This window comes from Streptomyces sp. NPDC087420, assembly GCF_044744165.1.
Taxonomy (GTDB): domain Bacteria; phylum Actinomycetota; class Actinomycetes; order Streptomycetales; family Streptomycetaceae; genus Streptomyces.
Genome location: NZ_JBIUXU010000002.1, coordinates 475,291 through 499,799, shown reverse-complemented (window position 1 = coordinate 499,799; position 24,509 = coordinate 475,291). Strand labels below are relative to the sequence as shown.

The 24,509-nt window shown below is 68.8% G+C and carries 17 protein-coding genes and 2 pseudogenes; 5 read left to right on the top strand and 14 right to left on the bottom strand.

Going from position 1 to position 24,509, the window contains the following annotated elements:
- Positions 1 to 30 precede the first annotated feature (30 nt).
- Together ACIO1C_RS05700 and ACIO1C_RS05695 are read right to left on the bottom strand one after the other, a co-directional pair.
- Positions 31 to 954, bottom strand: a complete 924-nt coding sequence (locus ACIO1C_RS05700) for a hypothetical protein (protein ID WP_401858967.1) — start codon at positions 952 to 954, stop codon at positions 31 to 33.
- 150 nt (positions 955 to 1,104) lie between these two features.
- Positions 1,105 to 1,653: a hypothetical protein gene (locus ACIO1C_RS05695; RefSeq protein WP_401858965.1), complete on the bottom strand. Its 549-nt coding sequence runs from the start codon at positions 1,651 to 1,653 to the stop codon at positions 1,105 to 1,107.
- Positions 1,654 to 1,763: 110 nt separating this feature from the next.
- Here ACIO1C_RS05695 and ACIO1C_RS05690 point away from each other — a divergent pair, with 110 nt between their 5' ends.
- The gene (locus tag ACIO1C_RS05690) at positions 1,764 to 2,387 is read left to right on the top strand and encodes a TetR/AcrR family transcriptional regulator (protein WP_401858963.1); all 624 of its coding nucleotides are present in this window, start codon (positions 1,764 to 1,766) and stop codon (positions 2,385 to 2,387) included.
- 75 nt (positions 2,388 to 2,462) lie between these two features.
- On the opposite strand, the gene ACIO1C_RS05685 is transcribed toward ACIO1C_RS05690, so the two are convergent.
- The 3 genes from ACIO1C_RS05685 to ACIO1C_RS05675 form a co-directional block, all read right to left on the bottom strand.
- Complete coding sequence (locus ACIO1C_RS05685; RefSeq protein ID WP_401858961.1) at positions 2,463 to 2,681, bottom strand: DUF397 domain-containing protein; 219 nt, start codon at positions 2,679 to 2,681, stop codon at positions 2,463 to 2,465.
- Positions 2,678 to 3,535 (bottom strand): helix-turn-helix domain-containing protein, encoded by an 858-nt coding sequence (locus ACIO1C_RS05680; RefSeq protein ID WP_401858959.1) that lies wholly within the window; start codon positions 3,533 to 3,535, stop codon positions 2,678 to 2,680. Before ACIO1C_RS05680 ends, ACIO1C_RS05685 begins: the two co-directional genes overlap by 4 nt.
- 154 nt (positions 3,536 to 3,689) lie before the next feature.
- The gene (locus ACIO1C_RS05675; protein WP_401858957.1) at positions 3,690 to 4,238 is read right to left on the bottom strand and encodes a hypothetical protein; all 549 of its coding nucleotides are present in this window, start codon (positions 4,236 to 4,238) and stop codon (positions 3,690 to 3,692) included.
- Between the two features lie 451 nt (positions 4,239 to 4,689).
- Between ACIO1C_RS05675 and ACIO1C_RS05670 the strand changes: the two genes are divergently transcribed.
- Positions 4,690 to 5,214 (top strand): molybdopterin-dependent oxidoreductase, encoded by a 525-nt coding sequence (locus tag ACIO1C_RS05670; RefSeq protein WP_401858955.1) that lies wholly within the window; start codon positions 4,690 to 4,692, stop codon positions 5,212 to 5,214.
- A 91-nt stretch (positions 5,215 to 5,305) separates the two neighbouring features.
- Here ACIO1C_RS05670 and ACIO1C_RS05665 read toward each other — a convergent pair whose 3' ends face one another.
- A complete protein-coding gene (locus ACIO1C_RS05665; protein ID WP_401858953.1) occupies positions 5,306 to 6,169 on the bottom strand; it encodes a helix-turn-helix domain-containing protein in 864 nt (287 codons plus the stop codon).
- 308 nt (positions 6,170 to 6,477) lie between these two features.
- On the opposite strand from ACIO1C_RS05665, the gene ACIO1C_RS05660 reads away from it, so the two are divergent.
- Both ACIO1C_RS05660 and ACIO1C_RS05655 read left to right on the top strand, forming a co-directional pair.
- Positions 6,478 to 7,353 (top strand): glycosyltransferase family 2 protein, encoded by an 876-nt coding sequence (locus ACIO1C_RS05660; protein ID WP_401858951.1) that lies wholly within the window; start codon positions 6,478 to 6,480, stop codon positions 7,351 to 7,353.
- A 256-nt stretch (positions 7,354 to 7,609) separates the two neighbouring features.
- On the top strand, positions 7,610 to 8,611 hold the full coding sequence (locus ACIO1C_RS05655) for an ABC transporter substrate-binding protein (protein ID WP_401858949.1): 1,002 nt from the start codon (positions 7,610 to 7,612) through the stop codon (positions 8,609 to 8,611).
- On the opposite strand, the gene ACIO1C_RS05650 is transcribed toward ACIO1C_RS05655, so the two are convergent.
- The 4 genes and pseudogenes from ACIO1C_RS05650 to ACIO1C_RS05635 all read right to left on the bottom strand — a co-directional run bounded on the left by ACIO1C_RS05650 (position 8,608) and on the right by ACIO1C_RS05635 (position 14,499).
- Positions 8,608 to 10,086, bottom strand: a complete 1,479-nt coding sequence (locus ACIO1C_RS05650) for a lysine N(6)-hydroxylase/L-ornithine N(5)-oxygenase family protein (protein ID WP_401858947.1) — start codon at positions 10,084 to 10,086, stop codon at positions 8,608 to 8,610. The two genes, ACIO1C_RS05655 and ACIO1C_RS05650, sit on opposite strands and share 4 nt — an antisense overlap.
- Positions 10,083 to 11,843, bottom strand: a complete 1,761-nt coding sequence (locus ACIO1C_RS05645) for a pyridoxal phosphate-dependent decarboxylase family protein (RefSeq protein ID WP_401858945.1) — start codon at positions 11,841 to 11,843, stop codon at positions 10,083 to 10,085. The genes ACIO1C_RS05650 and ACIO1C_RS05645 overlap by 4 nt, the downstream gene beginning before the upstream one ends.
- 506 nt (positions 11,844 to 12,349) lie before the next feature.
- Positions 12,350 to 13,717: pseudogene (locus ACIO1C_RS05640) on the bottom strand (diaminobutyrate--2-oxoglutarate transaminase family protein); the annotation flags it as partial.
- A 125-nt stretch (positions 13,718 to 13,842) separates the two neighbouring features.
- Positions 13,843 to 14,499: a GNAT family N-acetyltransferase gene (locus tag ACIO1C_RS05635; protein WP_401858944.1), complete on the bottom strand. Its 657-nt coding sequence runs from the start codon at positions 14,497 to 14,499 to the stop codon at positions 13,843 to 13,845.
- 471 nt (positions 14,500 to 14,970) lie between these two features.
- Between ACIO1C_RS05635 and ACIO1C_RS05630 the strand changes: the two genes are divergently transcribed.
- Positions 14,971 to 15,375, top strand: a complete 405-nt coding sequence (locus ACIO1C_RS05630) for a VOC family protein (protein ID WP_401858942.1) — start codon at positions 14,971 to 14,973, stop codon at positions 15,373 to 15,375.
- Between the two features lie 251 nt (positions 15,376 to 15,626).
- Here ACIO1C_RS05630 and ACIO1C_RS05625 read toward each other — a convergent pair whose 3' ends face one another.
- From ACIO1C_RS05625 to ACIO1C_RS05610, 4 genes and pseudogenes are all read right to left on the bottom strand, one after another.
- On the bottom strand, positions 15,627 to 15,860 hold the full coding sequence (locus tag ACIO1C_RS05625; protein WP_401858940.1) for a hypothetical protein: 234 nt from the start codon (positions 15,858 to 15,860) through the stop codon (positions 15,627 to 15,629).
- A gap of 353 nt (positions 15,861 to 16,213) precedes the next feature.
- Positions 16,214 to 16,714, bottom strand: coding sequence for a hypothetical protein (locus tag ACIO1C_RS05620; protein ID WP_401858939.1), 501 nt, complete (start codon positions 16,712 to 16,714; stop codon positions 16,214 to 16,216).
- A 285-nt stretch (positions 16,715 to 16,999) separates the two neighbouring features.
- Positions 17,000 to 17,332, bottom strand: a complete 333-nt coding sequence (locus ACIO1C_RS05615; RefSeq protein ID WP_401858937.1) for a hypothetical protein — start codon at positions 17,330 to 17,332, stop codon at positions 17,000 to 17,002.
- 9 nt (positions 17,333 to 17,341) lie between these two features.
- Positions 17,342 to 24,505 (bottom strand): annotated as a pseudogene (locus ACIO1C_RS05610) (polymorphic toxin-type HINT domain-containing protein).
- Positions 24,506 to 24,509: the final 4 nt, after the last annotated feature.

Genomic DNA, 24,509 nt, shown 5'->3' with positions numbered 1-24,509 from the left:
CCTTCGGTCGCTCGAACCGACCGACCCGTCTCAGCCGAAGAACACCGACGACACATCGTTGTCGAATCCGATCCCGGCGAGGTCCGCGACATTGCCGTCGATGACCTTCGACTTACCGGTGCAGTCGGCCCCGGTCCAGATCTTCAGCGAGCCCTCGGCCTGGATGGAGGAAGCGATGTTGTCCCGGCTGACGTTCTGGCAGCCCTTGCCGGACAGTCCCTGGGAGCCGTTGTCGGCGAAGTTCTTGTCATCGAAGAGCACGGCGTTGGAGGCCGGCTCGGCCGCCGGGGCGCCGCTGGAGACGCTGGGGACGGGAACGACGCCGCCGCCCGCCTTCTGGCCGTCCGGGGTCACGCCGAACCACGTACCGCCCACGCCCTGGCCGTTGGTGTCACCGGGCTTGAGGTCCTTGGAGAACCGGTAGACGGGCCAGCCGCCCAGGGTCACCTGAAGCGATCCGTCGGCGCGCTTCACCACACCGACGTCCTTCTTCTTGATGCCGTCGATGAAGATCTTCCCGTGCGGGTCGACGATCACCGGCGGCCAGGTGACGGCGCACGCGTCGTTGCAGTTGGACTGCGACGGGTCGGCCGTGTCCTTGTCGAAGCGGTAGAGGGTGAAGCCGGCGCCGTTGGCGACGACGGGGTCGAGGTCGCCCGCCTTCGTGGCCGACAGCTGGACCCACTTGGCGCCGGCCGGGGTGGTGGGCTTGCCCGCCGGGTTCGCGAAGTCCCCCGTGTTCGCGGGGGCGTTGTTCTGCTTCGCCGTACCGCCGCGGAAGTCGAGACTGCTGAGCGCGGCCTTCGCCGCCTCCGCGGCGCGGGCCCCGGCGTCCGCCGCGCCCGACGCCACGTCGGCCGCGCCCGACGCGGCGGAACCCACCGCCGTGTCGTCGCCGTTGCAGGCGGTCAGCAGCATCGCGCCCGCGGCGACGGTGGCGGCGATCAATCCCATGCGCTTCCGGAACATCTTCGGTCTCCCGTGGTGATCAGCTCCGGCTCGTCCGAAGCGTTCATGGGGGAGTACGAGGTGGCTTTGGGGTGGGCTCACCCGGTTACGTCCTGAGGACACAACACGAACAGGGCCCCGACAACAGGTACTTGATCAAGACAGATTATTGGACATGTCAGACATCGCCCGGAGTCGCGTCCGGGCCCAGGCCCAGGCGCGGTGCGCGTCCCCGTCGGGGTCGTCGGGCTCCCAGGCCGCGACGGTCTCGACCACGAAGTGCTTCCGCCTGAGCCCGAACGCGGTGGCGTCCTCCGGCACCCGCGTGGCGGCGCCGTGGAAGTGGTGGATCGCGATGCCGGACAGCGGGGACGTACGGGAGTCACCCGCCGCGACCAGCGCCGCGACGACGTCCGGGGTGCAGGCCGCGACCGACCGGGTGCGGACCGCGTAGTGCCGCCCGGTGACGACGTGGGCGTCGAAGAGGCCGAGCATGTCCCCGTACGCCATGGGCGCGACCTGCGACACGACCGGCGTCCCGAGCCGCCGCAGCGCGTCGACCGCCTTCTCGCCCTCCCCCAACTCGCCGCTCCAGGTCGGTGACAGGAACAGCACGGGATCGCCGTCAGGACCGGACAGGACGCCGCTCTGTACGGTCAGCTCGTCGGGCGCGTCCGCCGTGACCGCCGCCAGACCGCCCAGCACCTACCGCCCGCGACGGTCGCGGCCGGCGCCCCGGCGTCGACCGACACCTCCCGCATCCCGGACAGGTCCACGACCAGCCCGCCGTCGCGCAGGGCCCGCCCGGCCCAGTCGTGGCCGCCGGGGCCCGCCGCAGCCGCCGCGCGGAGTACGCCGAGGCGACCCGGCAGGCGATCGTGGACGCGGCGCGCGAGCTGTTCCGCGCGCGGGGCTACTTCGCGACCAAGGTGGACGAGATCGCGGTCGGGGCCCGCGTGTCGCCGGCCACCGTCTACGCCGTCGCCGGCGGCAAACAGGGACTGCTCAGCACGCTGGTCGGCATATGGTCGGCCGCCCCGATCGTCGCCGAGAGCCGGGAGCTGATAGTGGGGCTCACGGATCCGGAAGAGATCATGCGTGAGCCGGCCGCGATGACCCGCGCCATGCGGCAGGACTACGGCGACATCATGCGGGTGGTCCTCGACACGGCCCCCCACGACGCGACGGCCGCGGAAGGCCTCGCCACGGCGACCGCCCGCTACCGCGCCGGGCTCGGCGCCGTGGCGTCACACCTCGCCGGGCTGGGCGCGCTGCGCGAGGACGTCGGCGCCGGAGCGGCGCTGGACGTCCTGTGGTTCTACTTCGGGTACGCCGGTTTCTTCACCCTCGTCGACGACAACGGGTGGTCGTACCCCCAGGCGGAGGCCTGGCTGCTGACGGCGGCCACCCAGGCCCTGCTGCGCCCCGCCGCCGCCTGAACGGGAAACGGAACGGGGCCCGCGTACGAACAGGCCCGCGTACGAACCGGGACCCGCGTACGGAACGGGGCCCGGCTACACCGTCGTCAGGAACGACGCCCAGGCGTCCGCGCTGAACGTCAGACGCGGCCCCGCCGGGGACTTGCTGTCACGTACGAGCGTCACGGGCGCGTCCTGCACGCGGCCGGAGACCCCGTCCGCCACCTCGACACAGTTGCCCTGATCGCCGCTGAAACTGCTCTTTCGCCAGGTCGCGTGGCCGAGGTCCACGCCGGGCCCGATGCAGTGCTTCACGTCTGTTCCCTCATTCGGCGCGCGAGCATGTCACGCGAAGGTTCTACGTCCAGGGCGGCCGCACGCAACCGGTCGAAAGTTCGGCCGTAAGCGGTCCGGTCGGCGTCACGTTCGAGGTAAACGCTACTCGCAAGGCCTTCCGAATACACCACATCAAGGTCGGCCTGGACGGGGAACTCAAGGATCACGAACGGTCCCAGCATCCCGGCGTGCGCTCCGGCGGCGAACGGCAGGATCTGCAACGTGACGTTGGGCAGGTCGGTCGCGTCCAGGAGCCGCTTGAACTGCTTGACCGCGGTCGGCGCGCCGCCCACCGGGCGGTGCAGGACGGACTCGTCGAGGATGGCCCAGAGCTGGAGCGGGTCCTCCCGGTTCAGCGCGGCGTTCTGGCGCGCCAGCCGTACCTCCACCAGCGCGTTCACCTCGTCGGCCTTCCGCTCCGGCTTGAGCGACCTGATCACCGTGCGCGCGTAGTCGGGCGTCTGCAACAGGCCGGGAACCAGGGTGGTTTCGAAGCTGCGGGCCGCCGACGCCTCCGCCTCGAAGTTGATGTAGTCGAGATAGCGCGGCGTGAGGACGTCGTTGTACGGCTGCCACCAGACGCGGCGCTTGCCCTCTCTCGCCAGCGCTTCGAGGCCGGTACGGGTCTCCTCGTCGCGGACCTTGTACAGGTCCAGCAGGGCGCCCACTTCATGCACCCGCAACCCGCTGCGGCCCGTCTCGATGCGGCTGATCTTGGACGGGTGCCAGGACAACTCCGCCGCGGCGTCCTCCGCCTTCAGCCCACAGCGTTCCCTGATCTTGCGAAGCTCAGCACCCAGCATGCGGCGGCGCATGGTCGGAACAGCGGCCAACTGGCGCACCTCCCTCTCACTCGTGACAGGTCAGCGTATGTGGTGGCCGACGTGGTCACCGCCCGACCCGGGCAAAGTGCAAGTACGCTTTCCAGGAAGCGTGGTGCGGCCCGGCCGGAGTCCTCCGGCCGGGCTACCGCGCCGCGTGCGTCGGTCAGTGGTCGTCGACGACGCGGACCGCGATGCCGTCCACGATCTCCACCTCGGCGGAGACGCCCTTCTTGGCCGCGGCCTCCAACTCGGCCTCGGTGCAGGGCGTGGCCGCCTGGCTCTCCGCGTCACCGCATATGTCGCCCGCGCCCTGGATGTCCGTGTCCTCGGCGACCCAGAACATCTGCTCCGTACCCTTCATGTCGCCGACGGAGTACTTGCCGGGCGCGATGTACGAGACGTTCCCGAACCAGGTGCCCGAGACGCCCTTGCCCTTGTCGGCCGTCGTGTCCCCTTCGCCGGTGCCCGTGTCGGCCCCGGTGTCCCCCTCGTCCGTACCCTTGTCGGCCCCGGTGTCGCCCTCGTCCGTGCCCTTGTCCGCGGCCGGTGTCTCCTCCGCCGCGGGCGTCTCCTTCGCGGGCGCCGCGGTGGCCTTGTCGGACGCCGCCGGGGCCGCGGCCACGTCGTCGCCGTCGCAGGCCGTCAGCAGTGTGGTGGCCGCGACGAGGGCGACGGCGGTGAGGACGGCCTTGCGGAGGTGGGTACGAGCCATGATGACGAACTCCATGTGTGTCTGGGGATGTTGGCTCCGCGGACTGTGTCCGCGGATCGGGGCGCGTCCCCCTGGGTGATCACTACTCTGTCGTGCGCCGCCGCCGTGCGTAAGAGCGGTCCTGGACTGAGGACGCGCCTGTCGCGGCCCTGTGACATTCGGGACGGGACGCGGGTCACCAATCGGGCATCGGGCCCCAACTGCCGCCGTCACGAAGGCCGGCCGACAACAGGCCTCCCCGTACGCCCTGTTCGGCACCGCGATCGCTTCTGCGGGCCCGTGACGGCACCTCACCTCCCACCGGCGAGGCAAAGAAGCGGTCTTGGCTCGCATCCGAGGTTCACTCCCGAGATTCCCCCGGACGGCGGCTGGGCATCACCCCGATGCAGCAGCGCCGACGTAACCCCGATGCAGCCGCCCCGCGCACGCGGACCTCCCGAGGGGGAATCTGATGAGCCGAGTCAGCACACAGCACCGCACCGCGAGCACACAGAACCGCACCCCGCTTCCCGCCGCCGCGCCCTTCCTGCTCCGGGGGGAAGTCGCCCGTCCGGTGTCACTGACCGTCACGGACCTGCGCGAACGGTGGGCCGCCCACCGCGCCGACGTGGTCTTCCACTGCACCACCGACGGCCCCAGGCACCACACCTTCGAGGGCGCGCTGCTGCGAGACGTGATCGCCGACGCGAGCCCGGGCTTCGACGCCCGGCGCCGCAAGGACCGTACGCGCTACCTGCTCGCCGTCACCGGCGGGGACGGCCACCACACCGTGCTCTCCTGGGCGGAGCTCGACGCCGACTTCGGCAACGTGCCGATCCTGCTGGCCACCTCGATGGACGGGCGCGACCTGGACGCCGAGGGCAGTCAGCTGGTCGTGCCCTCGGACCACTGCGGGGCGCGGTACGTCAGCGCGATCACCAGCGTGTGGCTGGGCGAGTACACCGGACCGCCGCTCCCGCCCACGCTCCCCCTCTGACCGCCTGCCACTGGTACGGGAGGTACTTCCCGGCCACGGGTTACTTCCCGGCCACGGGTCCTTCCGGGGCCTCACAGCTCCTTCCGAGGCCTCACAGCTCCTTGCGGAACGCGGCGAGAATGTCCCGGGTCCGGCGCGCGGACTCCGCCTGCGCCACCATGCGGTCCATCGCCTCCATGTGCGCGGCGACCTCAGGGGGTTTGTCGAGGTAGAGCGCACCCGTGAGGTACTCGATGTAGACCATGTCGGGGAGTTCGGGGACGGCGAACCGGAAGAGGACGAACGGGCTGTACGTGCCCGGGTGGTGGCCGGCCGCGAACTCGGCTATCTGGAGCGTGACGTTGGGGCGCTCGGTCGCCTCCAGGAGCCGGTCGATCTGCGCCCGCATGACGCCCGCCGAGCCGACGGGTCTGCGCAGCACGGTCTCGTCCAGGACGGCCCAGTAGACGGGGGGTTGTTCGGTACGGGTGAGCAGCGCCTGGCGCTCCATCCGCAGCGCGACATGACGCTCCAGGCGCCCGGGGCTCGCGCGGCCGACCTCGCCGGCGGTCAGGACGGCACGGGCGTAGTCCTCGGTCTGGAGGAGACCGGGCACGAAGTGCGGTTCGTACGACCGTATGGTCCGCGCGGCCTCTTCGAGGCTGACGTAACCACCGAACCAGTCGGGCAGGATGTCGTGGAACCGCTGCCACCAGCCGGGCTTGCTGGCCTCGTCGGCAAGATGCAGAAAGGTGGCGGCCTCGTCCTCGGGGACGCCGTACGCGGGCAACAGGAGCTGTACGTACGGAATCTTGAGCGCGACCTCGGCCATTTCCATCCGCCGTACGGTCGCGGCCGTGACCCGCAGCATCCTGCCGGCGTCGTCACGGCTGATCCCGGCCCGCTCCCGGAGTGCCTGGAGCCGTCGGCTGAGGACAAGTTGCCCGATGGTCGGCGCCGACCGCGGCTCGCTCACGCCCTACTCCCGAGTCTCCCCAGCACCATACTGAGCAGTATGCCACAGTGAACCGCTGATTCCGGTGTGACAATTGGTACTGTTGGGGCCAATGGGACCGACGGGGCCCAAGAAACCGACCCGGCCCCCCGTTCCGGCCACCGCTCCGCCCACCCCCGGAGCGTCAACCGGGACGTCAACCGGGACGTCAACCGGAGCGTCAAGATGAACCCCCGGCATCGGGAGGGGTACCTTCCAGTGGCCCCCGGATGTCGGGGGCCGGATACCATCGGTCTCCTGACGTCGACGAGAGCTGGGGTGATCCGGACATGTCCCGACCGCGTGTGGGTGTGGCCGTGCTGACCATGGGGACCCGGCCCGTAGAGCTGCGGGCCCTCCTGGACTCCGTGGCCAAACAGCGCGAACCGGCCACCCGGATCGTGGTCGTCGGCAACGGTTCGCCCCTCCCCCAGCTGCCCGACGGTGTCATCGGCATCGACCTCCCCGAGAACCTCGGCGTCTCCGGCGGACGCAACGTCGCCATGGAGAAGCTCCGCGAGTGCGGCGACGTAGACGTCCTGGTGGACCTGGACGACGACGGCCTCCTCATCGAGGCCGACGTGATCACCCGCGTGGCCGATCTGTACGAGGCCGATCCGGAGCTGGGCATCGTCAGCTTCCGTATCGCGGACGAGACCGGCTTCACGCAGCGGCGCCACGTACCGCGTCTGCGCGCCGACGACCCGATGCGGGCCGGCGAGGTGACCACCTTCCTCGGCGGCGGCCACGCGCTCTCCATGCCGATGCTGGCGGAGACCGGCGGCTGGCCGGACGCGTTCTTCTTCACGCACGAGGAGACCGACCTCGCCTGGCGCGCGCTCGACGCGGGCTGGAAGATCCGTTACGAGCCGGACCTGGTGCTCCAGCACCCGCGCACGTCCCCCGCCCGGCACGCCGAGTACTACCGGATGACCGCCCGCAATCGCGTCTGGCTGGCCCGCCGCAACCTGCCCGCCCCGCTGGTCCCGCTCTACCTGGGCACGTGGATCCTGCTGACGGTGGCCCGCACCCGCTCCATGACGGGGCTGCGCGCCTGGTTCGGCGGCTTCGCCGAGGGCGTCAGAACGGCGTGCGGAACGCGCCGCCCAATGCGCTGGAGCACGGTACGGCGCATGACGGCCCTGGGCCGTCCGCCGGTCATCTGAACGCGGGTCACTTGAACGCGGGTCACTTGAACGCGGGTCGCCTGACCGCAGGGCGTCTGACCGCAGGGCGTCTGACCGCAGGTCGTCTGACCGCAGGTCGTCCGAGTCAGGGTCACCTGAGCCCGGATAAGCCGCACTTGAAACGACGCGGCGCCCCGACTCCGTCTGGCCCCGCCCCCCTCCTCATGGTTAGGCTCACCTAACCTGTGTCACGCCCCGGGCCGACCCCGGGGCACCGCCGAGGAGGCCCCCCATCGTGTCCGCACCCCGAGCCCGCCGCTTCACGGCCGTCACCACCACCGCCGCCGCCTTCGTACTGACGCTCACCGGGTGCGGCGGCGACAGCGGCGGCTCCGGAAACGGGGCGTCCGGTACGTCCGGCGGAGACGGGGCGCCGGCCGTGGCGACGCACACCGTCGCCACGGTCATGGGCGACGTGAACGTCACGGCCGCCCCCCGGCGGATCGTCGTCCTGGACACCGATGCGCTGGACTCCGTCGTCACCCTCGGGGCAACACCCGTGGGCGCCACCACCGTTGCCGCCGACGCGCCCCTCTCCGCCTATCTGCCGGCCGACCGCCTCAAGGGCGTCAAGCCCGTCGGCCTGATCGGCGAGCCGAACCTGGAAGCGATCGCCGCGCTCAAGCCGGACCTGATCCTGAGCAGCAAGGTCCGCGACGAGAAGAACTACGCCGCGCTGTCCGCGATCGCCCCCACCGTCTTCTCCGAGACCACAGGACCCAGTTGGCGCCAGAACTTCGCGCTGCACGCCGAGGCCGTCGGCAAGAAGCCCGAGGGTGACAAGGTCGCCGCCGCCTACGACGCGCACGTGGCCCGGCTCACCACCGCGCTGGGCGGTCCCGCGAAGGCGAAGAAGACGAAGGTCGGATTCGTACGGTTCGTGGAGGGCGCCGACACCCGCCTCTACCTCAACGACACGTTCGTCGGCTCCCTCTTCAAGGACCTCGGCGTGGGCCGCCCCGCCAACCAGGACACCGCCGGCTTCTCACTCGACGTCAGCCCCGAACAGATCGACAAGGCCGACGCGGACGTCCTCTACCACTCCACGTACGGCGACCCGGCCAAGGCCAAGGAGACCGCGACCACCGCGGGTCCGCTGTGGAAGAAGCTCACGGCCGTGAAGAAGGGCCGCGCGTTCGCGGTGGACGACAACCTGTGGATGCTGGGCATCGGCTACACCGGCGCGGACGAGATCCTCGACACCATCGAGAAGACCTACGTCTCCGCCCAGCGCTAAGACCCGCCCGTCGCCCGGTCCTGCGCCCCGTCCTGCACCCCGTCCGGCACCCCGAACGTCGTCCACGCCGCACGCTCCGGGAGCCTCAACACCGTACGCCCGGCCACGGCGTTGAGGATGGTCGCCGCCCGCCACGCGCCCAGCGTCAGGTCGGGGGCGCTCACGCCGTGCGTGTGCAGCTCGGCGTTCTGGACGTACAGGCCGCCGGACACATGGGGCGCGAGGGTCACCCGGTAGTCCGCGTCGACGCGGTAGCGGCCCTTCCCGTCCCAGTCCACGAGCTTCGACAGGGGCTCCAGGAAGGCGGGGCGGACCGCCGCGTAGCCCGTCGCCGACACGATCGCCGACGTACGGACCTCGAACCGCTCGTCCCGCTCGGTGTGCAGGCAGGTGAGCCGGTACCCGCCGCCGCCCTTCACCGGCTCCGCCGCGACAACCGCCACGCCGGGATGCAGGGCGGTACGCGGTTCCGTACCGCCCACCGTCCGTTCGTACAGCTCGTCGTGGATCGCGGCCAGCGTCTCCTCGCTGACGCCCTTGTACAACTGCCACTGTTCCCGGACGAGTTGCTCGCGCCGCCGCTCCGGAAGGCCGCGGAAGTAGCGGATGTAGTCGGGGGTGAAGTGCTCCAGGCCGATCTTGGAGTACTCCATGGGCGCGAAGGCGGGGGTCCTGGCCAGCCAGCGGACGTACGGCCCTGTCGCGCCGCCACCCACCCCGTCTCCCTCTCCCTCTCCCTCTCCCTCTCCCCCTCCGACGGGCTGCTGACGCAGCAGATCCAGCACCACCTCGGCCCCCGACTGGCCGGCCCCGATCACCGTGACGTCGTCCAGCCCGGCCAACTCGGCCCGGTGCGTGCGGTAGTCGGCGCTGTGCAGGACCCGGCCCCGGTGCCCGGAGGCGCCGGTGAGCAGGGGCAGCAGCGGCTCGGGGACGACGGGCTGCGTGCCGACGCCCAGCACGACCTGCCGCGCCAGGACCCGCGTCGAGGCGCCCGCCACCGAGCGGTACGTGACGGCGAACGCCTCGGCGCCCTCGTCCCACGCCAACTCCGTGACCCGCGCGTCGAATCGGCAGGAGGGAAGGCGTCCGGCGACCCAGCGGCAATAGTGGTCGTACTCCCTGCGCGGTATGTGGAACCGTTCGGAGAAGAAGAACGGGAACATCCGGTCGTGCTCCCGCAGGTAATTCAGGTACGACCAGGGGCTGGTGGGGTCGGCCATCGTCACCAGATCCGCCAGGAAGGGGACTTGGAGGGTGGTCCCGTCGAGAAGCAGCCCCGGGTGCCAGGAGAAGTCCGGCTTGGCGTCGAGGAACAGGGCGCGCAGGCCGGGCACGCCGTCGCAGAGCGCGGCGAGCGAGAGGTTGAACGGCCCGATGCCGATGCCCAGGAGGTCGTGGACGTCGGGGAGTTCACGGATGTGCTGGGGATCGTGGATGTCCGGGACGGCGGGCGCGTCCGGTTGAGGGGTCACAGCAGGTCCTCCTCGGCCCGGCCGGCGGCGACCACCGCGTGCAGCAGACGCTCCACCTCGGCCGGAGTGGTGTGGGGGTTGAGCAGGGTGAGCTTGAGCCGGACGCGGCCGGGGCCCTCGCCGGGGAGTTCGGTACGGCCGACGACGGCGCGGCCTTCGCGGAGGAGCCGGCGCCGCAGGGAGGCGTTGACGCGATCGAGTACGGCGGGAGCGCCCCCCTCCACCCCTTCCGTCACGTACCGGAACAGAAAGACAGTGAGCACCGGTTCGGCGTGCAACTCCAGGCGGGGATGCTCCCGTACGGTACGCGCCCCCGCCACCGCGAGCTCGTGGCACGCGTCGACGAGCCGCCCCAACCCCTCCCGGCCGAGCGTCCGCAGCGTAACGGCGATCTTGAAGGCGTCGGCACGCCGTGTCGTACGCAGCGAAAGCCCCAACAGGCTCGGATAGCCCGCCTCTTCGTCGTCGGCCGGGTTCAGGTAGACGGCGCGCCGGGCCAGCGAGGCGTACGTCTCCGCCTCCCGCACCAGGAACACACCGGCGGCGGCCGGCTGCCAGCCGAGCTTGTGCCAGTCGAGGGATACGGAGTCGGCCGCGCCGATCCCGTCCAGGAGCGGCGCGAGCCGGTCGGAGAGCAGGGCGCCACCGCCGTACGCGGCGTCCACATGCAACCAGGCCCCATGCGCGGCGGCCAGCTGGGCACAGGCGCGCAGCGGGTCGACGGCGCCCGTGTCGGTGGTCCCGGCGGTGGCCACCACGGCGACGGGCACCTGCCCGCGATGCCGGCACCTGTCGAGGAGGGCGGCCAACTCCCCTTCTCTCATACGGAGGTTACGGTCCACCGGCACGGGAATCACCGCGTCCTCCCCGAGCCCGAGGAGGGCGGCGGCACGCTGCACGGAGAAGTGCGCGGCGGCGGAGGCGAGGATCCGGGCCCGGGGCCCACCACTCACCCCACTCATCTCGACGCGCCGCCCGGTCACGGCACCGAGCACGCGGTCACGGGCGAGCATCAGCCCCATGAGGTTGGACTCGGTCCCCCCGGAGGTGAGCACTCCCGCCGCGCTGCCGGGGTCGTATCCGGCCATCTGCGCCAACTCCCCCAGCAGCAGGGTCTCCAGGACGGTGGCGGCGGGGGCCTGGTCCCAGGAGTCCTGAGAGGGATTGAGTGCCGAGACGGCGAGGTCGGCGGCAACGGCGACGGCGAGGGGCGGACAGTGCAGGTGCGCGGCGCAGGCGGGATGAGCGGGATCGGCGCTGCCGGCGGCGAGGAGCCGGGTGAGCCGGGAGAGGGGTAGGTCGCGGGGCGGCCCGGAGGAACGGGTGGACCCGTAGGCCGGATGGGCGCCGGGGGCGCCGGTGCGCCCCTCACCACGCTCCGTACCGGAGGCCTCACCGCGACCCTCACCACCGCTCCCGGCACAGGCCGGGCTGCCGCTGGTACCGCCGGGCACCGCGGCGCCCGGACCAGCGCCGGCGCTCCCGGCGGGACCACCGGTCCCGGTGCCATGCCTGGTGCCATGCCCGGTCCCGGTACCGGGCATGGCACCGCCTGAACCACCACCCCCGGAGCCGACCGCACCACCGGCCCCGGCCGCGAACTCCTCCGCGACGGCGGCGGCGATGTCCTGCGGCCGGCCGGCGGGAAGGGGCCCGCCCCTCAGCCCGTCCCCTTCGGCGAGGGCGGCCAGCACGGCGGCCAACAGGGGCTCCAGGGCCGAAGGCCCGCCGGCCCCGCCGGAAAGGTCAGCGCTCAAGACGACCGCTCCCGCGAGGGGGCGCCCTCGCCGGGCGCCGCCTGGTCGGCCGCCTCCGCCTGGCCGTCCGGCCGGGCTGCCCGGTCCACGTCCGGCGACGTCCTGACGCCCGTGTCCGAAGCCACCTCGTCTCCGGCCACCGTCCCGCCGTCGGGGACTCGCGCCGCCACGCCCCAGTCCGGCGTCAGGTGCCCGACCCCGTGGGTCGTAGGTCCAACCGGCCCCGCGGCCGCGTCAGTTCCGCTCCCGCCCGCCCGCTGTGCCGATGTCCCGTCACCCACCCTGGGACGGCCCACCGCGCCACGCACAACCCGCGAGCCGCCCAACAGACCCGGACCAGGGCCGGGGCCGACGCCCACACCCGGGCCGGGCCCCACGCCCGGACCCGGACCGGGGCCGACGCCAGAACCCGCACCGAGGTCCGACCCCGGCCGGGCACCAAGACGACCCTGACCTCCTCGGCCTCCTCGACCTCCTCGACCTCCTCCCGGAGCCCGACCAGACCCCGGCCCCCGCGACTCCGTCGCCACCGCGTCCCCCACCCGCTCCAGCACCGCCTCCGCCTCCCCGTCCGTGATCGTCAAAGGCGGCAACAGCCGCAACGTAGCGTCATATCGACCACCCAACTCCACGATCACCCCCCGCTCCAGGCACGCCGCACGGACCCGCCTCGCCAGGTCCGGGTCCGCCGGATACGCGCCGCACGCGTCCAACGGGCCCTCAGGGTCCACCAGTTCGACGCCGATCATCAGCCCCCGCCCCCGCACGTCACCGATCACCGGCAGCGCCGCCCGCAGCTCCTCCAGCCGGGCCGTCATCCGCGCCCCCACCACCGCCGCGCGCGCGACCAGGCCCTCCCGGGCCACGTACCGCAGCGTCGCCGCGCCCGCCGCCATCGCCAGCGTGTTCCCCCGGAACGTGCCCGTGTGCGCGCCCGGCAACCAGCCGTCGTACCGCTCGTCGTACACGATCACCGCCAGCGGCAGACTCCCGCCGACCGCCTTCGACATCACCATCACGTCCGGTACGACCCCACTGTGCTCGACCGCCCAGAACACCCCCGTCCGCCCCACGCCCGTCTGCACCTCGTCCACGATCAGCGGGATCTCCCGCTCGCTCGTGATCCGCCGCATCGCCCGCAGCCAGCGGTCCGGCGCGACCACCGCGCCCCCCTCGCCCTGCACCGCCTCAAGGATCATCGCGGCGGGCGGCACGACGCCCCCGGCGGGATCGTCGAGGAGCCGTTCCGTGTACGTGACGGCCAGATCCGTACCCCCCTCACCCCCCACCCCGAACGGACAGCGGTACGGGTACGGATACGGCAGCCGCGTCACCTCGCCCACGCCCCCCGACGCCACCCGCTCCTTCACCGCGACCGTCCCGCTCGCGGCCAGCGCCCCCGCCGTCATCCCGTGGTACGCCCCGGTGAACGCCAGCACCCCGCGCCGCCCGGTCGCGGTCTGCGTCAGTTTCAGCGCCGCCTCGACGGCGTCCGTACCGGCGGGCCCGCAGAAGTGGATCCGCGCCCGGTCGGCGAAACCCTTGGGCAGGGTGGCGAAGAGCGCGTCGGTGAAGTCGTCCTTCTCAGGCGTGGCGAGGTCGAGGACGTGCAACGGCGCCCCGCTGTCGATCGTGCGCCGCAGAGCCTCCCGTACGACGGGATGGTTGTGCCCGAGCGCCAACGTCCCGGCCCCGGAGAGGCAGTCCAGATACCGCCGCCCGTCCACACCCTCCACGGTCATGCCCTGGGCGCGCGCCGGAACGATGGGAAAGGACCGGGCGTACGTACGCGCCGAGGACTCCCGCTCACGCTGCCGCCGCAGAATCCCACCCTCGGGCGTTTCGGACAGAGCGGTGGGGTGAGGCACTGTCATGGGAACGGCTCCGGAGTACGACGAACGCAACAGAACTTAGGCGAGCCTAACCTAAAGCCCAGTCACCCACGGAGCAATCCAACACAGCCCCACTCCACCCACCCCACCCCGCCTCACCCCACTACTCACGGAGTCAAAGCACGAGACCAAACATCAGTAACAGCCCCCACAGCCATACCCACCGAAGGCACCGCCTCCGTCACAGGCGGAGTAGCGGCCCCGAGCCTCGTCCACCCCCAGGATCTCAACGCTCCGACGGCGGCCTCGTTCGCCGGATCGATCCGGAGGGTCACCAGTGCCGCGTCCGTACGAAGAAGAAGTTGCTCAACCATCCGCGTGGCGACCCCACCTCTCCGGTACGCGGGAAGGACCATCAACTCCGCGAGGGCGAACACCTGCCCGGACACGGTCAGTTCCTCGATGTCCCACGGCACATCCACATCGAGACCACGCCACCACTCCCCGGCCCGGTCGAGCAGGAACCCGTACGCGTGCGCGGCCGGCTTGCCCCCGCCGCTCGCGACCACCATGTCGAACCCGGTCCGCTGCACGTCCTCGGCGAAGGCCCGCAGGAACTCCTGCCGGTCGTGAAACTCCTCGCCGTGCACACGGTGGTACGCCTCGACGTACACATCCGCGACGTCCTCCCGCTGCTGTTCCGCCTGCCACCGGCTCAGGCGCCGAATGAACACCTCTGGCACGTGCCCTCCCGCCCGGATGTACGTCAGCCCGCTGGACACCCGCTGTACGAGGCGTACGCGATTGTCCACCGCCACGTCCATCGTCGCAGGACACACACGATCACGGGAACACCGCTCTAGGCCCGCTTTCCGTAAATCCCGAGGAGCCGGACACCGGAGTACCGTGGGAGGGGGGACGTAACAGAGGTGGGCCCCAGATGGACAGCACATGGATCTCGGTAGCGGTGGGACTGGTGACGACAGCGCTCCTACTGGGCGGGTTCTTCGTGATCAGACGCCTGAACGGCCAGCACAAGACCCGCAACACTTCGTTCCCGTACGCGAGAAACCTCTGGGACCCAGAAGTCCGCTCCAAAACAACCCGCCACGAAGCCCCCACGAGGCCCGAGGACCACAACCGACACTGAGCACCCCGCCGGGGCGCCACTTCAAGCCCGTCCGGCGATTGAGGACCGGGGCCCGGGGCAGAGCCCCGCGACACGCACCGCAACGCCACCAAGGCGCTCAGCGCACCCGCACCCCCACACCCCCCGCGCACCCCCATACGGCAGGATGACCAACATGCGCATCCTAGGCCTGGTATTCGCGGGTTCGTCCACCTCCAACCGCCAGGAAATGACGGACTTCCTCCGCAACACCCTCTCCCTCAAACCCACCCAAGTCGAAGGCGTAGAAGCAGACCTCTTCACCCTCCCCGACGGCTCAACCTTCGCCGTAGCCTCCCCCGCCGGCATGGGCGACACCCCCCGCTCCATCGGCTTCCTGGTGGACAACCTCACCGAGGCAGCGGAAACCCTCCGCACATCAGGCGCCACGGTAGGCCCCATCGCCGAAAACGCCCAAGAACGCTACCTACACTTCCGCGCCCCAGACGCCCAACTCTACGAACTGATCGAACGCAAAACCCGCACAGATAACTCCGATTCACTGCCACCTCAGCTTGAAATCGACATCTGAAGCAGATTGCATGCGGAGGACCAAGAAGGCAAGGCCTCTTGAACCTGCTTCAGATGCATGCTCGAATAGTCGGGCGGTACATCGCTAATTCTGTCCACGTCAAGAACATAAAACTCGGCCAGCTCACCCGCCACCGCAAGGCGCGCCTCCGGAAAGAATTCAAATCTCGCACGAAAAGATGCGACCAACCGGTCAGGAACACTGGATACAATCGTCAGCGCCGTGAGTGGAAAATGACATTTCGGCGAGTTTCATTCAAACGAGCGCAGACCCCGAACCACAAGCAACGCGGAATTTCCAACTTCAAACTGCAGGGAGGTGCGCAGTTCGAAGAGAAGAGCCGCCGTTGAGGTCAAATGACACACCCGCGAGTCGAGCAATTGCGCCTCCTGAAGCGCGTCCACTTCTCGCAGGGGATCCACTTCGATTGAGCCGAGAACTGGCGAATCAGGGCGGGCCTGGAACAGGTCATTTATGGAGATCATGAGATCCGAATATGATTGTAGGGGCCAGCCCTGCTAACTGTCTGCCCAGTCAGGGGGTTGACTGACTCCCTGCCTTATTCATGTACACCACATAACCCTTCGGGTACTGATGTTTGCCGGTGGTGACAGAATCCATCACTCGAACTTGCACCACCCGAGGATCGAGACCCTCGGTTCCGGCCGGAATATCGTAAGCCCAGCTTTTACCTGTGAAAACGCGGCGCGGCACTCAGCGGCAACCTGGGACCGGTCGAACGGACCCCGCTGATGGCAATTACGCGTCGTCCAGCGCCCCGTCCATCAGCTGACGTTGCCGTCAACTACTGCCGTCAGAAGCTCGTGAAGCCCTGCACTTACTCCTCTGGGGAGAAGATCGCATTACGCACCGTGACCGCATCATTGTCAATGCCCGGAAGCGCCAGATCAACCGCCGAATTTAGCTCACCCTCAGACAAAACACGAAAGCCACGGACCGTTAGAAACTGGAATACATCGCGCTCAAAGTCCGATGAGCAATCTTTTCGCGAGGTAACAAGGTCCGCACCTCCGCGACCATGCAACCTCTCAAAGGCATACAGCCCGACCATCGAAAGGCGAACGAAGTACAACCCATCCGACTTCAGCATGTAACTGAAACACACGTCACAGTTGACGTCCGTATCGTCGTTCAGTTCAGCTACTCTACTCAGAGCGTGGACGAGATCACCGTATGGCTGGCTCTGCTCTACAGACGAGACGAAGGATCTTCGCGGTGCACCGATGTCCTCATACGCGTTCTGGATATCTCGCGTCAGCTCATCCCATGCCCGCCAAGGCCAAGGGTTTCTCGCTCCCATGGATTCACTTTCCTTCATGTCGCTAGTCTCGATAAAGGGGGCCGACCGGGTGTCCGTGCACCCGATCCTTTCCGTCAATATGAACTCGCTCACTGGTCTGCCAACCAGGATCGGATCCATCGCGCGGAATGGGCCCCCTCCCTACCGGCTTACCGAAATTCAGCGGTTCGCCGAAGTGCGGGTTCAGCCGTGGTTGTCCGTGGTTGTTGCCGTCACTACTGCCGTCAAACCGCAAGAACGGCCCCTGCAGGTGGCACCTGCAGAGGCCGTTTCTTTGCGCTTTGTTGCGTAGCGCCGGAAACCTTAAATCGGCTCGCCCGCAACTCCGCTAAATCCGACGAGACCCTTCCTCTTCGCCATGTCAAGAATCTCAGGGAGATAATCCAGTTGGCGAACAGAAAGGGTCAGGAGGACGTACTTTCCCGCATCATCCGGTTCCTCTTCCAGATCGAACCGAGACGGCTCCAGAACATCGTCCACATCTGGCCACCTAGTCAGCAATTCCTCCCGGAACCGCAACACGTCAGGGCTCACGAAAAGGTCGCTGGTGTCACCTTCAGCAAGGTTGTCGAAGATTTCCTCAGGTTCCCCAACACCGCGTTTCCAGAAGCCGAAGTCGCTACTCACTGTGGCCATCCTCTCAGGTTAGGGGTTGCAGATTGGACACTCCGTACCGCGACGAACGACTGAGGTTCCAAACCCGTACGTCTTCGCTAGCCATTCGTCCTTCCTTCGCTGTCCCCTTGTGTAATTCGATTTATTCACCTTCACCTCGTAAAGGTGAAGGTTGCCGTCTGGGTTCCTGACCGCGATATCTACTTGGCGCTTGCCGTAAGGGGTCCAGAGTTCAAGTCCGTTCCCGTAGCTCTCGCTATAGATATCGGATTTGTCGTAGAACTTCTCAAACGTCTCTGTCATTTCATCGACACCGGCAGCGCCCCGGGCTTTGTCATGCTTGCGAATGCCGCAGTTGCTGTTGTGAACGAGGACCGGAGTCTGCCCCGCCAGCACATAGTACGTGTGGAGATCATCCACCGTCAGGTTGTAGGTCCGCGCGTGCTTCGTGAAGGCCCGGTTCGCCGTGACGATGACCGTGCTGCCGTCGTCGGTGAGCAGGGTCATGCCCGGCCTGAGCTTGGCCGCTCCGATCCAGTCCCGTTCGGACGGTGACCAGAAGGGGTGCTCGTAGGTCGCGGTCAGGGTTTCTATGCCGTCGTCGGTGGCGATGGACAACGTGTTGAAGTGCTTGTCGTCCTCGGTGACGATCAGGCGGGTGACCTTGCGGGCTCCGGACTCGCCTGTCTCTGGATCGGTCGCTTCGACCTCGTCGCCGACTCGGACATCCTCGATCTTCCGAGTCTGCCCGTTCGCCATGAGCACCTCGGTGCCGGCCAAAAATCACTGGGTACAGCCGGAATTGGGCTTGGCCTTGGGCTTTAATTCTCCGCCCCGCAACCTGCTCCGCGGCCCCGCGCCTAGCCTGTCCCCGCCCGGAAGGGATCCAATTCTGGCACCCTTGGCAAATTCGACGTCTACGAAGAAGTTTCTCAGCTCTTGCGTGCAGAGGTCGTCGTTCTGCCAGCAAATATTGACAGCAGTACTGATGGCATTATCGGCGTAAACGGTACGCTTCTTGTACTGCTTCTCAATCTCACTGCGATACGCCTTCAGCCAGAGATCAGCACTCGCCTTGGTTGGCGAATACATTTTGACCGCTTCATAGATCTGCGATTCCGCAGTACGCAGTTCGTCGCGATCCTCGGCAATAATTCCGTTGGAGAAATCATCGGAAAGGGAACTACTTGGAGCGGAAGATGAATGCGTCCGGCCATCGTCGTCAATGGTGTGAGTGGGCCGTCCGCAACCGCCATTTCCGTTGTCGACGCAGTTACCGGTCGGGTCGCTCTTGCTGATCGGGCTGTTGTTGCTGTACGCGTAGCCGTTCATCTGGAGCGGATCGGCAAGGTCGATGATCGGGTCCGCCGACAGGAAGCGGCCCGCTGCCTGGTCGTACTCGCGGGCGCCTATGTGGGTCAGGCCCGTTGTCGCGTCGTCGATTCCGACGCCCAGGTAGCTGCGCTTGTTGGGCCACGTCGTGGGCTTCGGGCCGCGGGTTTCGCCGTACGGCTTGTACGCGCGGCGCGTGACCGGCTGGGTGCCCGACAGCTCCACCGACGTGTTCGCCGTGCCCAGTTGGTCGGTGATCAGGACGTTGAGCTTGTGGCCCGTCGTCGCGCCGTTCACCGTCGTGCGGACCACCGTGGGGGCGCCCGCCTGGCCGTATGAGCGGGAGGAGCGGGTGATCTTGCCCGTGGAGTCCGTTGTCAGTTCTGTCTCGCCCAGGTAGAGGGTCGAGCCCGTGGGCGAGTTCTCCAGGATGCGGTTGCCGCCCGCGTCGTAGACGTACGTCGTCTTCGCGCCGTTGACCGTGATCGTGCGGAGCTTGTTCTCCGTGTTCCAGGCCAGGTCCTGGGTGGTTCCCGGGAGATCGCGGTCCGTCGTGTTGCCGATGTCGTTGTTCGTGTACGTGCTGTTCTGGCCCGCCGTCGTGGACGTGATCGCCGAGAGGGTGTGGGGCTGGACGACGCCCTTGCCCGTCACCTGGCGGCCGTAGCCGTACTTGAGGGTGACGTTCTTCGTCGCGTCAGCGGTGTTGTGCTCGGTCAGGGTGGCGCGGTTGCCCAGCCAGTCGAAGGTGAACGACTGGCGGTAGGCCGTGGCGCTCGTGGCCGTCGTGGAGACCGTCCCCGTCGCCGGAGCCGCCGCGGCCAGTGACGACGTCAGTGCCGCGCCGGGGCTGGTCGCGTCGGACGCCGTCGACGCCGCGTCCGCGACCGGGCCGCTGCTCGGGGCGCCGTCGGATCGAGGCCCCCAGTTGGTGCTGTCCGACGAACGGCAGCCCGTCCCCGAGTCGTTCGGGGTGATGTTGGAGGTCCAGGCATGGACCAGTTCACCCAACGCGTCATACGTGTAGCACTGGTTGTCCCAGGAAGTAGTAGTGCCATCCGTCAACTTCCGCGCGTTGGCGGTGATCGTGCCCGACTCGTCGTACGCATACGTGCTGTCGGCGATCGGCGTCTCGCCGGCCGTCTCCGTGTTGGTGAGCGTGCGCTGGAGGCTCCCCGAGTGCTGGTCGACGAAGTTGGTCGTCCAGACCCGCGACGGCTGCGATCCGCTCACCGAGCGCAGCGGCTCGCCGTACGGGGAGTAAGTGACGTCCGACGTGTACCAGTTGGCGCCGGACGTGGACTCCGCCAGGCCGTCGGAGTTGTAGCGCGTGACGACCTTCTCCGCCGCCAGCCCGCCCTTCGCCGGCAGCGTCACCGACAGCGGCTTGCCGGTCGGCGTGTAGGTGTAGGAGTACGCGTACGTCCCGGACAGGCCCGCCGTCATCGTGCTGGCGGGTACGACCGTCTCGCTCCCGGTGATTTGGTAATCCGTGTCGTACCCGGTGACGCGGCTGATCCACTCACCGCCCGACTCGTCCCGGCGGGTCGAGGACACGGGCAGGCCGAGCGCGCCCGCCATGTCGTACGTGAACCTCTTGACCGGCTCCGCGTCCACCGATCCCTCGCGGACCGCGACAGGCCGGTCCAGCTCGTCGTACTCGGTGAAGACGGACTTCCCGAGCGTGTCGGTGGTCTTCACCGGGCGGTCGGCGTCGTCGTACTCCGTGAAGGAGTCGCCCGTGTCCGGATCCGTCGACTTCGTCAGACGGCCGCGGACGTCGTACACGTACGACCAGGTGTTGCCCGCCGGATCAGTGACCTTGGTGCGATTGCCCCGCGCGTCGTACGTGTAATCGGTCGTCCGCCCCGCGCCCTTCGCCCCACCAGCGGTGGTGTAGTGCGTGATCGAGGTGACCCGGCCCAGCGCGTCGGTCGCGCTCCTGGTGGTCGCGGTGGTCGCACCCGGAGGATCGACGGTCACCGTCGTGTCGTCGTACGTACTGATGATCTCGTTCAGGTACGCGGCCCCGTGGTACCGCATCGCGCGGACCACGCGCTCCTGACCGTCGTACTGCGTCCGCGTCTTGCTCGGGACCAGGGTCTCCGAGATCCGGGCGAACAGCTTGGTCTCCGGGTCGCCCTTCGCCAGATAGCCGCTGGTCTGCTCCCGCACCAGGCCGTGGTCGTTGTACTTGGTGTCGGTGATGATGCGGCCCGCGCCGTGCGCCTCGCTCTGCGTCTGCACCTCACGCGACAGCCCGTCGTAGAGAGTGACCTGACTGGCGTATCCGCCGTCGTCCTTCAGGGACTTGACCGTGACGGCGGCCGGCTTGGTCTCGGCGGGCGTCGCGACGGCGGTCTGGTAGACGATCTCCGTGTCCGGGGACTTCCCGCCCGACGAGCGGGAGGGGGACCAGCCCTTGACCAGCCGGCCGAGCGCGTCGTACTCGTTCCGGGTGACACGGCCGTTGGCGTCGGTGGCGGTCAACGGCAGGGCGCGGCCCGGGTCATAGGTCGTGGTGGCCGCGTACTGCTTGGAGTTGATGGTCTTGACCGCCGTGACAGGCCCGCCGTCGGCAGGGGTGTAGACGGTCTCGGTGGAACCGGTCGCCGGCCTGGTGACCTTCTTGATCCGCCCCAGGTCGTCATAGGTGCTGTTGGTCGTCACGGAGTGGGACGTGCCCTCGCCGTTGATGTCCGCCACCAGCGTCTCCAGACCCTTGACCGGGCCCTCGCCGTACGCCTGGTAGTCGTACGAGGTCCGTACGGAGCTGAGCAGTTGGGTCGCCGGGTCCGCGGTGTCGAACTTGGAGCACGGAGTCGCCGTCGAGCGCGCCTCCTTGGTCTTCCCGATGATCCACGCGGTTGTGTTGTGGACGTACGACGTCCGCACGCAGACCTGGTTGCTCACGGTCTCGCCGGTGCCGTTGGGCTTGACGACCGACATCTCCACCTGGGTGGGCAGCCCGTACGTGTCCTCCACGGTGGTCGCGGTCCGTACCGCCTGCCAGCTGCTGCCGACGGTCTGGATGGCGTCAGTACGCCCCACCCACGTGCGCTGCGCGAGCAGCGGGTCCAGATCGGTGCCGTCCTCCGCCTCCCGGCTGCGGGACGCGGTCTGCTTGGACTCGGGGAAGGTCAGGGCGCGCTTGAGAAGACGGCCGCCGGCCTCCGTGTACGTGAGGGTCTCGGCCGCCATCCCCGCGAACTGCGACGCGTCGTCCGCGAGCAGGACCACCGCACCCGTGGAGTCCTTTACGGCGCCCCCCGTGCCCTGGAAGTACCGGGTGACGGAGTACGAGGCCGGATCCGGGTCCTGGTTCTGCGCGGTGGAACCGCCCTTGGTGGTGGCGACCTGCCGGTAGCCGCGCCAGACGCTGTACGTGCGCAGGGACGGGCGGCTGAACTCGTCGTCGCTCTTTTCCCAGGCCGGTGAGGTGTACTTGTACGACGTCACCACCGGCTTGGTGTGGGTCGTGACCTTGTCGGTCTCGGTGACCGAGTCCACGACGTACTTGTTGAACCAGGCCTTGGCCGGCTTCTTCTCCTCCCCGTCCGGGGACCAACGCACCGGATAGCAGGTGCCGTTGGCCTTGCCCTTGTCGGTGGAGGGTTCGGTGGCGCAGCCGCCGGTGTACTCCACCTCGATGTCGCCGCCGTTCTCGGTGGAGACGACGCCGATACGCGGACGGGTGAAGCCGGGACGCTTGTCACTCGGCCCGGAAGGCACGAGGTTGGGCAGCTGACGGTCTTTCAGCCGCGCTCTCAGCGGGGAGGCGCTGCCCACCGTGTAGTGGGAGAAGCTGACTCCGGCCGCGGACTGGACGGTCCCCTTGGTGTCGCCCGGCGCGAAGCCGGTACGGGTCACGGAGTTGAGCCACAGGCTGGGAGAGGTGTCGTACCAGTCGGCCGGGAAGGACTGGTGGAGGCTGTACGTGTCCACCTTGCCCAGCCCGGTCTGCCCCGGGCGCGCGGCCTTGGTCGTCACCGAGTCCAGGCGGAGCTGGGTCCAGAAGGAGGGGAAGGGCGGGCACAGCTTGGAGGTGGACTTGCAGTTGAGGTTGCCCGGGGTGTCCCACCAGGGGCGGTACGCGCCGGGGTCGTCGGTCTTGGCGAAGTTCGCGGAATCGCAGGCGGTTCCCGTCGAGAGGCAGCGCTGCGCGACCTGGAAGTCGACGGTCGCCGACGGCTTGGTCAGGTCGGGGGTACGCATCCCGTACTCGATCGACACGGGGTACGCGGCCCGGTCGTAGTTCTCCGGCGCCTTGAACTTCTTGTTGACCGCGTAGTAGTTGGTCTCCTGCTTCCAGTTGACGACCATGGCGTTGCCGTGGACATCGACCACCTTGTCCATGCCCCACTGCCAGGCCTGCTGCTTCCCGGTTCCGCAGCGGGAGTCGGCGAAGCCGGCCTCGTGGCAGGGCTCTTCGGGGTGATTGCCGTAGACGGGGACGGTGGAGACCGAGCCGGTGGCCGCGTGGCCGCCGCCGACGGTGTTCAGCCCGTAGAAGTACTGCGTGCCGTCCGGGGTGGTGACCACCCAGTACTCGCCGTTGTTGTCGTCATTGGTCGCGCCGGTCTTCAGCTCGACGCGGGTGCCGTCGTCGTTCTGCGGACGGTACGTGTCGGTGCTGCCGACCCGGACCAGTTCGGTGGTCCGGCCGTTCAGCGACATCACGGCGTTGTACGAGACCCAGCACAGGTCGGACGTCTTGTTCTTCGACGCGGTGTTGTTGGGCGTGCCCGCCTTGAGCGTCTTGGTGTCGTCCTTGCAGGAACGGTAGCGGCGCTCGATGTGCCCGGGCTCGTAGTTCCATCCCTCGCCGATCCACGACGCCTGCGGCGAGGAGACGGCCGTCCGGCCGTCGACCTCTTGCGAGTCGTACTCGAAGGAGACATTGGGGGACGGACCGGCGGGTGTCGGGGGAATCTCCAGCGGATACGACCAGGAGAAGGAGCCGGACGAACCACCGGCGGCCCACTTCCCGCTGGACGCCAGCGGGCTCGCCTTGAACGAACCGCCGTCTCCCGAGCCGGAGTCGGTGACGCCGAGAACAGCGGTGCTGCCTGCGGCGGCCGCCTGGGTGGCCTGGGCGAACTTCGCGACCTGGGCGCGATGGCCGGCGCGCAGGGCGGATACGCCCTGGTTGTCCCACGACGACGAGAGGGACGACGACGGGGACGCCAAGGCCGCCGCCCCGTCGGCGACCGCGTCCACCGTCGCCGTCACCGTGCCGGTCCCGGTGTCGTTGACCGTCTCGACTTCCTCGTACGCCTGGCACTCCTCGGCATCAGGCGTCGTCAGATAGCACGGGGGGAACTGCACGAAGCGCAGACGGGAGGCCCAGTCCGCGCCGTACAGGTTCTTGAACTTCGTGTAGTCGAACCGCACGGACACCGGCACCGCGTCGGCCGGGGCGTGCAGCGTCACCACCGCGCCGTCCACGCCCTTGGCCGCCGTCTCCGTCCGGCCGTCCACGTCAACCTGCCAGATACCGGTGGGCGCGGCCTCGCCGACCGCCTGCCCGAGGCTGACCGGCAGGTCCCCGACCGGAGCGGCGGCCGGGGTCACACCACTGGCCCGCGCGAACGCGGACTTCGGGAGGGCATCGAAGTTGATCTGCCGGGACGCCTCCACCGGGACCGTGGTCGTACCGGCCGGAGCCGCGCCCAGGTCCTTGGGCACGTCGGCCTTCAGACTCTCCAGGTCCTTGTTCACGACCGTGCCCGGTACGGGCCGCTCCTGGTCGAGCTGGACCAGGACCAGGTCCTCACGCGCGACCTTGTCGGGGTCGGGCGGGACCGCCCACGCCCGCGCGGGCAGCAGCCCCACCAGCAGGGCGAGGCCCACGGCGGGCACGACG